Genomic DNA, 14247 nt, shown 5'->3' on the forward strand with positions numbered 1-14247 from the left:
GGATATGTGGATAAGTTTTGTGGATAACATGTTTGTAAGGTGGAGGATACGTGTGAATATCTCGATTATTTCAATTGGGAAATTAAAAGAAAAATATTTGAAACAAGGTATAGCAGAATACTTAAAACGATTATCTGCATACGCAAAAGTAGAAGTAATTGAATTGCCTGATGAAAAGGCGCCAGAAAATTTAAGTGAAGCAGAAATGTTAATTGTAAAGGACAAAGAAGGTATACGTATACTGGATAAAATTTCTGATGACACACATGTGATTGCATTAGCTATAGAAGGAAAGCAAAAGTCATCAGAAGAATTCGCGATAAGTCTAGATCGCCTTGCTACATACGGAAAGAGTAAAGTCGCATTTGTAATTGGTGGATCACTTGGACTAAGCTCAGAAGTGATGAAGCGTTCAAATGAATCACTTTCTTTTTCAAAGATGACATTACCACACCAATTAATGCGATTAGTGTTGCTTGAGCAAGTGTATAGAGCGTTTCGGATTAATCGTGGGGAACCGTATCATAAGTAATGTATTCTATATAAAACACTGATATTATCATATTTATTTTATTATGCCTATAACTGGAGGCTATGTGAATGGTAAGTGATCAGACGAGATATTCTAGGCTCGCGAATATAACAAAAATAATAAATACGAAATTAGAACTACGTGACGTATTGCAGCGTGTGACAATGGCGATATCAGAGGAGATTGTTAGGTGCGACGCTGTTGGAATTTATTTACCCCAGGAAGATGGAACATTTAGAGGGTTTGCAGGAAAACCAGAGACTATAAATGGTGTAACGCTCGATACTCAAGTAATTGATCCTGAAATAGACTTACTGGCAAAAGAAGTTATTGAAACGAAAAGAACCATCTATATTCCTGATACCTCAAAGGATCATCGACCAGATCCGAGACCGGTTAATGCATTCAAAATTAAGTCCTTATTAGCTCTGCCTATCTCATTTGGGCAAGAGTTATTTGGTCTGGTTTTTTTATTTGATTATGGAATTCCGATGAACTTAACAGATTCAGAAATTCAAAGTGTTGAAGCTTATGTAAATATGGCTGCGGTTGCAATTCAAAACGCAAATAATTTAAAACAAAAGGAAAACCTTATTGCTGAGAAACAACTGTTACTAAATGTTACACGTGATTTATCGATGTGTTCCTCGATACAGGAGAGTTTTGATAAATGCTTTTTTTACCTAGAACAGATTTTAGAGAGTAAAAATATGACTGCTCATCTTCTAGATCCGCTAGACAAAACAACAATTAAAACAACGAAATTAAGTAAGGACTGTCATTGGACAGAAGCGGATTGGACAGAGAAAAGCTATGAAGCCAAGATCCAAGAGGTTATTCAAACAAAAAATATAGATAGTAAGGGTCTATTGATGATTCCATTGGTTTCGATGGGAGAAGTATTAGGGGTAATCGTCGTTGGCAAAGAAGGAAAAGCTCACAATTATGATGATTCCCAACTTCAACTAGCAAAATCTATCGTTGATGCCACAGCCCCTACGTTTTCGAATTTGTTGTATATGGATCAACTAGAGAGCATAGTGGAAGAGCGAACGAGAGAGTTAGCTGCTGCTAATGAAAAAGTTACAAGTGTGATTGAATGTATTACGGATGGATTTTTTATTTTAAATAATAAATGGGAATTTACGTACGTAAATAAGCACCAATATTTTCCGCAAAGAAAAACAGCAAAAGATGTATTAGGAAAGAATATATGGAATGTTTTCCCGAGTGAAATTGACACAGTTATGTATAAGGAATTTCATCGTGCGATGTCAGAGCGAACTACAGTTCATTTCGAATTTCTTTCTACTGCAGATGAATATTGGCACGAAGTTATTGCATACCCATATGATGATGGTATTTGTTGTATTTTTAAAAACATAACGGAAAAAAAGAAATATGAACAGGAATTGAAAAGATTATCCAATATAGATTTAATAGGGCAAATGGCAGCAGGTATCAGCCATGAAATTAGAAATCCAATGACAACAGTACTGGGATTTTTACAGTTATTAAAAGAAGAGAATACCTATGAGAAACATAATAAGTACTTTTATTTAATGATTGAAGAACTTAACCGTGCCAATTCTATTATTACTGAATTTCTCTCAATGGGTAATACAAGGAAATTGGATTTGCAGATGTTAGATTTAAATTCAATTATCCGCGATATTATTCCTTTAATAAAGATTGATACGTACAATCAAAATAAATATATTCAAGTCGATACAAATGACATTCCAGAATTACTTATAAATCGTAATGAGATACGGCAATTATTAATGAATCTATATCGTAATGGCTTAGAAGCGATGAATACAGGGAAAGTTCTAACCATTAGCACTTACAAGGAAGGTCAAAATTGTGTGGTGCTTGCAGTGCGGGATCAAGGAAAAGGTATCAGGCCTGAAGTATTAGAGAAACTGGGTACGCCGTTTTACACGACCAAAGATAATGGAACTGGATTGGGGTTAGGTGTATGTTATGCCATTGCTGCCCGCCATAATGCAAAAATAGAAATTCAAACAGGATCGGAAGGCACTACCTTTTTTGTTAAATTTAATTATGAAAATAATAAAAAATAACCTTATTTAGAATAGTTACGATGAACCGTATCATAAATAAATTTATTCTTTGTATATAAAAGGATAAAAAGACCATTGGACAAAAATTACCGATGGTCTTTTAAATATTATTAGATGGTATGTAGATTTCCTAAAATAAGTATGTTTCTATTTCCATAAAAATATGCTGTAATATGAAGAGGAAAAAGTATAAGTAGTTAGAGAAGTGAGGAATTAAAGGTGAAGAAGTTTAAGAAGTTTTACTTGGAGATTACGAGTGTATGTAATCTTGCGTGTAGCTTTTGTCCGCCGACGGAAAGGCAGAAGCAATTCATTTCTGTGGAGGATTTTGCTAAAAGATTAGACCAAATTAAACCTCACACAGACTACATTTATTTGCACGTGAAGGGTGAGCCGTTGCTCCATCCGAAAATAGATCAACTATTAGACTTAAGTCATGAAAAAGGATTTAAAGTTAATATTACAACGAACGGAACGTTAATTAATAAGAGAAGACATAGGCTGTTAAATAAGCCTGCGTTAAGACAAATGAATTTTTCACTGCATAGTTTTGATGGACATCCAGGTTCGCAAGATAAAGAGGGCTATGTAAGGAGTATACTTTCCTTCATTAGGGAAGCGACAAGTCAATCAGATTTAATTGTATCGTTAAGGTTATGGAATTTAACTCAGGATAATAAAACAAATGCTGAAATCCAGAAAAATAGAGAGTTATTATCTATAATTGAAAATGAATTTGATCTATCTTATCAAATTGAAGAGAAGCTTACACCAGGAAAAGGTATAAAAATTGCAGAACGTGTCTTTATTAATCAAGACTATGAATTCCAGTGGCCAGCATTACATGAGGAAGAGGATGATGGGAAAGGATTCTGTCATGGACTTCGTAATCAAGCTGGTATTTTAGCGAACGGAACGGTTATTCCTTGTTGTTTAGATGGTGAAGGGATTATTAACCTTGGAAATATTAATAATGATTCATTTTCTAACATTATAGAAGGTGAAAGAGCAACAAACATTGTTGATGGATTTTCCAGAAGAGTTGCGGTTGAAGAGCTATGTAGAAAATGTGGATACCGTAAAAGATTTGGAAAGTAAATATGAAATAAGCCCTCATTAAAGCGAGGGCTTATTTTTTTATTCTTGATAAGAATGCTCTAATTCATCAATTAATGAACCAACGTAAGAAACAGCTTTACGGATTGCATCTGGTTTTGACATATCTACTCCGGCATGTTTCATTAGTTCAAGTGGTTTCATTGTACCGCCAGCACGAAGCACATCTAACCAGCGATCAATAGCAGGTTGTCCTTCCTCTTTAATCATTTGAGCTACTGCAGTGGATGCAGTGAGGCCTGCGGAATATGTATAAGCATATAGACCCATATAATAATGAGGCTGACGCATCCAAGTTAAGCCCGCACCTTCATCGATTTCTACAGAATCTCCCCAGAATGTCGAAAGGACATTTGTTTTAATTTCAGTTAAAGTTGTAGCTGTAAGGGCCTGTCCTTTTTCTGCTAGAGCATATACTCTACGTTGATATTCACCCTCAAGTAAATGAGTAACAAAGTTGTGATAATATGTGCCAAGTAGTTGTAGAGTGACCCATCTGCGCATTCTCTTATCGTCAGTAGTCGCTAGTAAATGCTGAGCTAATAGTAATTCATTCATGGTTGATGGTGCTTCAACAAAGTACATAGATGGGCGTATGTTCATGATACGTTGGTTTTTATTTGCTAAATAGAAATGACCAGCATGTCCAAATTCATGTGCTAATGTAAAGCATCCACGCATCGTATTTTGCCATGTAATTAAAATATAGGGATGAGAGCCGTATGGACTTGAGCAAAATGCCCCTGTTGATTTGCCTACGTTATCTGCAAGATCTACCCATCTTTCTTTGAATCCTTTTTGGATTATGGAACTATATTCATCGCCTAATACTTTTAAAGAATCTTGAATGAGCGTGCCTGCTTCTTCATAAGTAATCGCCGGATTAAATTCGGGATCTAAAGGTGCATGTAAGTCGCAGAAAAGCATTTGATCGAGTCCTAATACTCTCTTTTTTAAATCTGCAAAACGGCGCATATGAGGTGCTAGTTCTTTATAAATAATATCAAGTTGGTTGTTATACATTTCAAGTGGAACCTTTTGTGGTTCTAATAGCATATGAGTAACGGATTCATATTTACGTAAACGAGAAAGTGTTACTTGTTTTTTTACTTCAGTAGCATATGTTGTGGCAATTGTATTTTTATATCGTTTTAGTGTGGAAACAAATGATGAATATGCTTTTCGACGTATATATGTGCTTGGAGAAAATTCATATTTGCTTTCAAATAATGAGAATGAAACAGGAAGTTCGTTTCCTTGTTCGTCTTGTATAGAAGTGAAATCCATATCGGCCAATTTAGTCATGCCGTAAATTTTGTATGGAGAACTATGAACTTCGCCAAGTGCAGCAAGTGCTTCTTCTGTTTCAGGAGAGAGTGTGTGCTGTCTTTTTTGTAGTATCTCTAGTAAAGATTTACGGAAAGGTTCGAGTTTTGTTTCTTCAGTTAAACATCTTTCAATTGTTCCTTCGTCGAATGAGAGGATTTCATTATGAATAAAGGATAGTGCAGTATGTACTTTCGTCCATAAAGCAGAAATTTTGGAAGAGTTCGCTTGAATACTTGGATTTGTACGATCAGTAGCTTCTTTTAAATTTGCATATGAGTACAGTTTTGTTAACGTCATTAAAAGCTCTTCTTCTAAAAGTAGGCAATTTAATAAAGTGTGGGAGCTAGTATGTAAATGCCCTTTAAATGAATCAAGTTTCTGTATATCATTTTCCAATGCGTTTAATGCAGTATGCCATTCGGCATCGGAATTATACAAATGGGATAAATCCCATGTTAGTTCAGCGGGTACCTCTGCGCGATTAAGGCGATTTTCTATTACATTTTTCAAGTCGTATCTCCCCCTTATTAAGACTATCTAAACACATAATACTAGAAAATTCAGTTAAATTAAAATGTTTTTACATTTTCATATACAAAAAAGAAGGACAAGCATGAAAATGCTTGTCCTTCGAGTTAATTTAAGAATTAATATACTTTGTCACCATTGAAAATCGAGTTTTTCACGACAACATAATCTACAGTACGAATAGCGTCTAATTTTGTTCCGCCAGCGTAAGAGATAGAAGATTGAAGATCTTGTTCCATTTCGATTAACGTATCTTCTAAAGAACCTTTATGCTCAACGAACATTTTCTTACCTTCAACGTTTTTCTTCTCACCCTTTTGGAATTCAGAAGCAGAACCGAAGTATTCTTTATAAAGTTTTCCATCTCTTTCAATTGTTTCCCCTGGAGACTCTTCGTGACCAGCGAATAGAGAACCGATCATGACCATAGTTGCCCCAAAGCGAATAGATTTAGCTACGTCGCCGTGTGTACGAATACCACCATCAGCGATAATTGGCTTACTTGCAGCTTTTGCACACCAGCGAAGTGCAGCTAGCTGCCAACCACCAGTTCCGAAGCCTGTTTTAATTTTAGTAATACAAACTTTACCAGGTCCAATACCAACTTTTGTTGCATCGGCACCAGCATTTTCTAATTCTCTTACCGCTTCTGGAGTTCCAACGTTTCCAGCAATAACAAAGCTCTCTGGTAAATGTTTTTTAATATGTTGAATCATGTTAATCACAGCATTAGAATGACCGTGTGCGATATCAATCGTGATATATTCAGGTGTAAGTTGCTCAGCAGCTAATTGTTGTACGAATTCATATTCGTCCTCTTTTACACCAACGCTGATAGAAGCGATTAATCCACGTGATTGCATATCTCTAATGAATGAGATTCGTTTCTCTGGTTGGAAACGATGCATGATATAAAAGTAGTTGTTCTCAGCTAAATAAGTTGCAATTCTTTCATCAATAATCGTTTGCATATTTGCAGGCACGACAGGTAATTTAAATTTATGTTTTCCTAAAGTGACAGTTGTATCACATTCAGAGCGGCTATTTACAATACATTTTGCAGGAATTAATTGAATATCTTCATAGTCGAATACGTTTTCCATCATTTACACCCCTAAAATACGAATATTTTATTTTTATTAATAAAAAATGTTCGTCCATAGGATAATTTACATTATTTTTATTAAGAAGTCAAAGGATTTCTTAACGTTTTTTGAAAAAATAGATTTTATACCTGAAAAACAACGTTAAAAACGAATTTAAAACGTTTTTTAAATTATATTGTTCGTTTATGGGAAGGGTTGAAAAATTAAGATAATTATAGAAGGTTGTATGTATTCTTTTTATTTTTTTGATTGGATGTAGGATACTATAAAAAGGTTAATGCTAACAATACGAGCAAAAGATGTTATCAAGTATTTGAACAATATATGAAATGAAAAGGTTTATTTCTATATAAAAAGATGAATCTGGCATGATTCACCTTTTATGTGAGGTTTCAAGTATAATAAGTAGGGTGATAGTAACGTATACAAAAGATAAAAAAGAAAATAATACAGAATAAAATGAGGTTAATATATGAGTAAAAAAAGTTTTTCTGATTATAAATTAAGTAAGGAAATTGTAAGGGCACTTACTGGGTTAGGGTATGATCATCCAACAGAAGTACAAGGTGAGGTTATTCCAGTTGCATTACAAAAGAAGGATCTTGTTGTGAAGTCCCAGACTGGAAGTGGAAAAACAGCTTCATTTGGTATTCCACTTTGTGAAATGGTGGAGTGGGAAGAGAATAAACCACAAGCATTAGTTTTAACACCAACGAGAGAGCTTGCGGTACAGGTAAAAGAAGATATTACAAATATAGGTCGATTCAAAAGGATTAAGGCTGCGGCAGTTTATGGGAAATCTCCATTTGCACGTCAAAAATTAGAATTAAAGCAAAAGACACATATTGTAGTTGGGACTCCTGGTCGTGTGTTGGATCATATTGAGAAGGGTACCCTTTCTTTAGAGTGTTTGAAGTATTTAGTTATTGATGAAGCAGATGAGATGCTAAATATGGGCTTTATCGATCAAGTAGAGGCAATTATTGATGAATTACCTACAAAAAGAATGACGATGTTATTTTCAGCAACACTTCCAGAAGATGTTGAGAAATTGTCTCGTACATATATGAATTCACCAACTCATATTGAAATTAAAGCGGCTGGGATTACGACGGATAAAATTGAACATACTCTTTTTGAGGTGATAGAAGACGAGAAGCTTTCACTACTTAAAGATGTAACAACGATTGAGAATCCTGATAGCTGTATTATTTTCTGCCGTACACAAGAAAATGTAGATCATGTATATAGACAATTAAAACGAGCTAACTATCCCTGTGACAAAATACATGGTGGTATGGTACAAGAAGATCGTTTTGAAGTCATGGATGATTTTAGAAAAGGAAAATTCCGCTATTTAGTAGCAACAGATGTAGCTGCGAGAGGAATTGATATTGATAATATTACACATGTTATTAATTATGATATTCCACTTGAAAAAGAAAGCTATGTACATCGTACTGGAAGAACGGGACGAGCTGGAAATAGTGGAAAAGCTATTACATTTATAACACCATATGAAAATAGATTTTTAGAAGAGATTGAGGAGTATATTGGATTTGAAATTCCAAAGGCAATTGGACCTTCAAAAGAAGAAGTTATGAAAGAGAAAGCTGCATTTGAAGAAAAGATACATGCTAAACCAATTATAAAGAAAGATAAAAATGCAGACATCAACAAAGGCATTATGAAGCTGTACTTTAATGGCGGGAAGAAAAAGAAAATTAGGGCGGTAGATTTCGTCGGTACAATTGCTAAAATTAAAGGTGTTACAGCAGAAGATATAGGTATTATTACGATACAAGATAATGTTTCTTATGTTGAAATATTAAATGGAAAAGGCCCACTCGTCTTGAAAGTTATGAAGACTACAACGATTAAAGGGAAACAACTAAAAGTTCATGAAGCAATTAAGTAAATAAAAAACTATCCACTTTAATAGGTGGATAGTTTTTTATTTATGATTCTTTTAAATCATCCACTAGTTGCTCCGCTAAACGTCTATACATATTACTCATAGTCACGAAGGATGTTAGTAGTAGAAATTTTTCTAGCTTTGTATCTTCTAAGGAAGAAATCTCATTTACTTCTGTAACACGGTTATTTACGTCTTGTTTAAAGCTTTCGACATTGCTTTCAGTAAGAGCAAGATAATTTTTGTATAACGTATTTAATTCGAATGAATCATCATTTAATAAGGAGTCATTTATAGTTTCTAATGAACTTTTTATGTCGTTAATGGAGAGAGCTCCCTTTAATTGATAAATTAGGCTAATTAAAATCATATGCTCTTTTGAATACTTTTTATTTTTGATGGGGATGAATAGTTTTCCTTTTGCGTAATTATTAATCATGGTTTTGGTTAATACTTTTTCATCATCAGTTCTCGTTGTATCTGCATAAGTATTCTCAAATAGTTGAACAACTTGATCTACATATAAGTCAACATTTGGAATATCCTCAAGTTTAATGTTTTTTTCTAAATGCAATGTCTCAAGTAATTCATTTATATTTTCCACGTAGAATCCCTCACTTTTATAACTTAGTGGAACTTAATGTTTAATATATCTTTAAATATGGTATTACGAAACAAATGAATTGTAAATGTTGACCTTAAAAAGAAATGTGTATATAATTACATGTAGTTATCAAAACTACATGTAATTATATGAGGGGTGTTATTATGAATGCTTATGTAAGGGAACCGGTTAATGCATTTACTCACTTAGGTGGAGCAATATTATCATTTATTGCCTTATTAGCTATGCTTGTGAAAGTTTCTATCAAGATGCCATCATTTGCTGCAATTACAGCTGTTATTTTGTTTGGTATTGGAATGATGGTCCTTTATACGGCGTCAGCTGTGTATCATAGTGTTGTGGCCAATGAACGTGTTATTTACTTCTTTAGGAAGCTAGATCATTCTATGATTTTTATATTAATTGCAGGTACATATGCACCCTTTTGCTTAATTACATTAAATTCAGCAAGTGGTTTACTATTATTTTGTTTAGTCTATGCAACTGCGATTTGTGGCATTGTATTTAAAATGTTTTGGTTTAATTGTCCAAGATGGTTATCGACAGCAATTTATATTACGATGGGTTGGTTAATTGTGTTATTCTTTGCACCGTTAGCTGAGAATTTAAGTACAGGAGGCATTATTTTCTTAGTACTTGGGGGCATTTTTTATACAATTGGTGGATTTATTTATGGAACAAAGCCAAAATGGTTAGAGTTTAAATATATGGGGCATCATGAAGTTTTTCATGTTTTTGTATTATTAGGTAGTCTTGCGCATTTTCTAAGTGTATATTGTTATGTAATTTAATAAAAAAACGCCACATATTATGTGGCGTTTTTTTATTACCTGATTAGAATCGTATATGTTATATAAGTGTATATTGTTATGTAATTTAATAAAAAAACGCCACATAATAAAAATTATGTGGCGTTTTTTTATTACCTGATTAGAATCGTATATGTTATAAATTTATTATGGGATAAAATGTAAGTTTCTGTGTTCGCATGTTAAACATAGGATAAGAAATATGTGATATACTTTGAGAAGTTTATAATGAATGAAATATGGAGGACTATAATTATGGCAATACTTGTAACAGGTGGAGCAGGATATATTGGTAGTCATACATGTGTAGAATTACTAAATAGCGGTTACGAAGTTATAGTAGTGGATAATCTTTCGAATAGCTCGGTAGAATCTATAAATCGAGTGAAAGAAATAACAGGAAAACAATTTAAGTTTTATAAAGAAGATGTTTTAAATCGCGAAGCGCTTGACGCAATTTTTGAAGAAAATGCAATTGAAGCAGTTATTCACTTTGCAGGATTTAAAGCTGTAGGGGAGTCAGTAGCGATTCCATTAACATATTATCATAACAACATTACAAGCACGTTAGTGCTATGTGAAGTAATGCAGAAACATAATGTAAAGAAGATAATCTTTAGTTCATCTGCAACTGTATATGGTATCCCGGAAACGTCACCGATTACGGAGGAGTTTCCATTAAGTGCAACAAATCCATATGGTCAAACGAAATTAATGATTGAGCAAATTATGCGTGATGTAGCATTTGCAGATGCAGAATGGAGTATCGCATTACTTCGCTATTTCAATCCATTTGGTGCACACGAAAGTGGGCGTATCGGAGAAGATCCAAATGGAATCCCAAATAACTTAATGCCATATGTAACGCAAGTAGCGGTAGGTAAGTTAAAAGAATTAAGCGTATTCGGAAATGACTATCCAACGAAAGATGGAACAGGAGTCCGTGATTACATCCATGTTGTGGACTTAGCAAATGGTCATGTAAAGGCGCTTGAGAAAGTATTGAGTACAACGGGAGTAGATGCTTATAACCTGGGCACAGGTATGGGCTATAGTGTACTAGAGATGGTTGAAGCGTTTGAAAAAGTTTCGGGCAAGAAAGTTCCTTATAAAATTACAGAGCGTCGCCCAGGTGATGTAGCAGTATGTTTTGCTGATGCATCGAAAGCAAAGCGTGAATTAGGCTGGGAGGCAACACGTGGATTAGAAGAAATGTGTGCAGATTCTTGGAAATGGCAATCAAATAATAAAAATGGCTATTTAGAAGTTTAATGATGTATATAAAAAAATGACCTTTGCATAAAAGCAAGAGGTCATTTTTTATTAATTTTATTAGCGAACCTAGAAAAGAGCGTTCGCTGTTTTAAATGATGTGATTTTACAATATCTTATGCTAGAAGGTAGTAGAATGAGATAGAGGAATGTATTATTTTATTAATTTTTTATAGAAATTGAAAGCGTATTATTGAAAAGTATTCCAACACTTGTATCATTGCTAGAGTCCGTTTATAATCAAGGAATCCTAGTTCATGTTTTAATAGGATTATTTATTATTGAAAGCGTTTTAAGTTCGCTCCTTTTTGAGGTAGGAGGTCTGACTTATTTGAATGAAAAATTATGTATGTAGTTTTAAATGGGAAGAAAAATAATATAAGTATCACTTTATAGTGTGGGGAGGTTAAAAGTGTGAAAGGTAAAGATTTTCACACGAATATATATGGGTTATGTAGGATTATTACTTTCAGGGGCAGCTTTATTTTTAAATAGTCTTGTTATATTAGGGAAAGCAGAGATGAAAAGTGCGGGTGTTTTTAATTTATTTGTGGGTGCACTACAAATTATTATTCCGTTTTATTTGATCATGATTTCTGACCAAAGCAATTGGACAGTGTATTCATATGCGGCTACTTTCTTATTTGGATTAACTTATTTATATGTAGGTGTTACTTTTATAAAAGGAATGGATAGTAGTGGTCTAGGATGGTTTTGTATTTGGGTAGCAATTATAGCCTTATTCTATATGGTTGTTTCATTTGTTCAATTCCATGATGTTGTTAATGCGTTAACGTGGTTTATGTGGGCATTACTTTGGTATTTATTCTTTGTATTAAATACACAAAAGAAGAACATTAATCAATATCTTGGAAGGATTGCCTTCGTACAATCATGGGTAACATTGACTTTACCTTCACTCTTTTATTTTATGGGAGTGTGGGGAGAGGGATTTGTATATGAACTATGGGTTTATGTATCAGTAATTTCTATTTTGTACTTCTGTTATTGTATTTATAAATATCGAGTACGTTAATATATTTTCTGTAGAGAAGCATGGAATCGTTAAACGAATTCCATGCTTTTTATATGTTGGCACTTATAATAGAGAGGTAGTATTTTACAATTTGCTAAAATGGGGATGATGAAGTTGAAAAAAGTATTGGTGCTAGGGGGAACAAGATTTTTTGGTAAACATTTAGTAGAAGCACTTTTGCAAGAGGAGCACGATGTAACGATTGCGACGAGGGGAGTTACTGAAGATTCTTTTGGTAGCGCAGTAAAAAGAATAATTATTGATAGAGAAGATGGAAAGCTACTAGAAAAGCGTCTAGAAGGAAAAAGTTATGATATTGTATACGATAATTTATGCTATAGCTCGAATGCAGCGAAGATAATATGTGAAGTGTTACGAGGGAAAACGAAGAAATATGTTATGACATCTTCAATGGCCGTCTATGAACCTGCCCTAAGCTTATCAGAAGAAGACTTTAATCCGTACGATTATGCAATCGCGTATGGAGATAGGAATGACTTCAATTATGGTGAAGGAAAGAGATTAGCTGAAGCCGTTGTATTTCAACAAGCAACATTCCCAGTTGTTGCAGTTCGTTTTCCAGTTGTTATTGGAGAAAACGATTATACGAAAAGGTTACAATTTTACGTTGAATGTATTGTGAACCAAAAACCTATCGTTGTGGATCATGTAGATGGAACTTTGTCATTTATACATGAAAAAGAGGCAGGAGAGTTTCTAGCTTGGTGCGGAATGGAAAATGTGAAAGGGCCAATTAACGCCTGTAGTAACGGGGTAGTTTCTACGGAAGAAATTATTCATTTCATAGAAGAGAAGACAGGAATAAAAGCACTCATTCAGAAAGCTGGGGAAAATATAGCTCCTTATAATGAGGTAACTAACTGTACATTACATAATGGAAAGGCTCGTGAATTCGGATTTTTGTTCCGAGAGCTGAAACTAGAAATGAAAAATGTTTTAAAACATTATATAAATACAATGAAGTAATCATAAATCCCCCGGTGGCAATCCGGGGGATTCTGGAGGATTTCGACAATACTGATTTTACATTACCAAATTTACCTTATACGTACGACTAATGTTTTTGTGATTGAATTGCTTGTAAATACTTCTCGTTTACTTGGTCCCAGTTTACTGTATGCCACCAGTTGGTAACAAACTCTGGGCGCCTATTTTGATACTTTAAATAATAAGCATGTTCCCATACATCAATTACGAGTAAGGGGATTTTCCCTTCTTGCAAAGGCGTATCTTGATTTGGTGTACTCATAACAGAGAGTTCCTCACCGTCAAGAACAAGCCATCCATAGCCACTTCCAAAACGACTAATAGCTGCTTTGGAAAGTTGATCTTTTAAGTTGTCAAAGGTATTGAAATAATAATCAATTACTTTTGCAACGTCTCCATTAGGCTCACCGCCACCTCGTGGGCTCATCACTTCCCAAAAAAGACTATGACAATAGTGACCGCCACCGTTATTTCGTACAGCTGTAACAATTTCCTTCGGTAAAGTATCTAAATTACATAGCAATTCTTCTAAAGATTTATTATGTAATTCAGTATAATTTTCTAAAGTAGCATTTAAATTATTTACGTATGTCGCATGGTGCTTTCCATGATGAATGGAAAGTGTATTGCTATCAATATGTGGCTCTAGTTCATCATAGTCATATGAAAGCTTTGGCAATTGAAATGAAGACATAACATTACCTCCTTTCTATTTAAAAAGTTGGTCTAGGTAAAAATACTTTACCTGAGTCAAAAATACACCCATTTTCCATATAAGTCAATAGTAAGTCCATTAATTTTCTGAAAAATATTACAATAAAAGTAACACTCTCACTTTCATTTGTGACTCCTATCCTTTTTGCTTATACTGTAAAGTAGCAGGG

At 34.0% G+C, this 14247-nt stretch carries 12 protein-coding genes; 8 read left to right on the plus strand and 4 right to left on the minus strand.

The genetic code is table 11. The annotated features are described in order from the left end of the window. Positions 1-52 precede the first annotated feature (52 nt). From rlmH to DN401_RS22945, 3 genes are all read left to right on the plus strand, one after another. Entirely contained in the window at positions 53-532 is a 480-nt protein-coding gene (gene rlmH / locus DN401_RS22935) for a 23S rRNA (pseudouridine(1915)-N(3))-methyltransferase RlmH (RefSeq protein WP_001026997.1), read from the plus strand. A 68-nt stretch (positions 533-600) separates the two neighbouring features. Next, positions 601-2619: a GAF domain-containing sensor histidine kinase gene (locus DN401_RS22940; protein ID WP_000253114.1), complete on the plus strand. Its 2019-nt coding sequence runs from the start codon at positions 601-603 to the stop codon at positions 2617-2619. Between the two features lie 219 nt (positions 2620-2838). After that, positions 2839-3717: a radical SAM/SPASM domain-containing protein gene (locus tag DN401_RS22945; protein WP_000713634.1), complete on the plus strand. Its 879-nt coding sequence runs from the start codon at positions 2839-2841 to the stop codon at positions 3715-3717. 39 nt (positions 3718-3756) lie between these two features. On the opposite strand, the gene pepF is transcribed toward DN401_RS22945, so the two are convergent. Both pepF and guaC read right to left on the minus strand, forming a co-directional pair. Then, the gene (gene pepF, locus DN401_RS22950) at positions 3757-5574 is read right to left on the minus strand and encodes an oligoendopeptidase F (protein ID WP_000800007.1); all 1818 of its coding nucleotides are present in this window, start codon (positions 5572-5574) and stop codon (positions 3757-3759) included. Between the two features lie 137 nt (positions 5575-5711). Continuing rightward, the gene (guaC, locus tag DN401_RS22955; RefSeq protein ID WP_000432447.1) at positions 5712-6695 is read right to left on the minus strand and encodes a GMP reductase; all 984 of its coding nucleotides are present in this window, start codon (positions 6693-6695) and stop codon (positions 5712-5714) included. A 475-nt stretch (positions 6696-7170) separates the two neighbouring features. On the opposite strand from guaC, the gene dbpA reads away from it, so the two are divergent. Beyond that, positions 7171-8616, plus strand: a complete 1446-nt coding sequence (gene dbpA / locus DN401_RS22960) for an ATP-dependent RNA helicase DbpA (protein WP_000039350.1) — start codon at positions 7171-7173, stop codon at positions 8614-8616. A gap of 40 nt (positions 8617-8656) precedes the next feature. Here dbpA and DN401_RS22965 read toward each other — a convergent pair whose 3' ends face one another. Further along, positions 8657-9217, minus strand: a complete 561-nt coding sequence (locus DN401_RS22965; protein WP_000427879.1) for a DUF1836 domain-containing protein — start codon at positions 9215-9217, stop codon at positions 8657-8659. Positions 9218-9381: 164 nt separating this feature from the next. Here DN401_RS22965 and trhA point away from each other — a divergent pair, with 164 nt between their 5' ends. The 4 genes from trhA (at position 9382) to DN401_RS22990 (ending at position 13342) form a co-directional block, all read left to right on the plus strand. After that, complete coding sequence (gene trhA / locus DN401_RS22970; RefSeq protein ID WP_149287942.1) at positions 9382-10029, plus strand: PAQR family membrane homeostasis protein TrhA; 648 nt, start codon at positions 9382-9384, stop codon at positions 10027-10029. A 273-nt stretch (positions 10030-10302) separates the two neighbouring features. Further along, positions 10303-11319: a UDP-glucose 4-epimerase GalE gene (gene galE / locus DN401_RS22975; protein WP_000996540.1), complete on the plus strand. Its 1017-nt coding sequence runs from the start codon at positions 10303-10305 to the stop codon at positions 11317-11319. Positions 11320-11764: 445 nt separating this feature from the next. Continuing rightward, the gene (locus DN401_RS22985; RefSeq protein ID WP_000542569.1) at positions 11765-12355 is read left to right on the plus strand and encodes an AmiS/UreI family transporter; all 591 of its coding nucleotides are present in this window, start codon (positions 11765-11767) and stop codon (positions 12353-12355) included. Between the two features lie 99 nt (positions 12356-12454). Further along, complete coding sequence (locus tag DN401_RS22990) at positions 12455-13342, plus strand: NAD-dependent epimerase/dehydratase family protein (protein ID WP_033689455.1); 888 nt, start codon at positions 12455-12457, stop codon at positions 13340-13342. 88 nt (positions 13343-13430) lie between these two features. On the opposite strand, the gene sodA is transcribed toward DN401_RS22990, so the two are convergent. Beyond that, positions 13431-14057: a superoxide dismutase [Mn] gene (sodA, locus tag DN401_RS22995; protein ID WP_000094042.1), complete on the minus strand. Its 627-nt coding sequence runs from the start codon at positions 14055-14057 to the stop codon at positions 13431-13433. Positions 14058-14247: the final 190 nt, after the last annotated feature.

The sequence above is a fragment of the Bacillus sp. BF2-3 genome (assembly GCF_008368795.1).
Taxonomy (GTDB): domain Bacteria; phylum Bacillota; class Bacilli; order Bacillales; family Bacillaceae_G; genus Bacillus_A; species Bacillus_A cereus.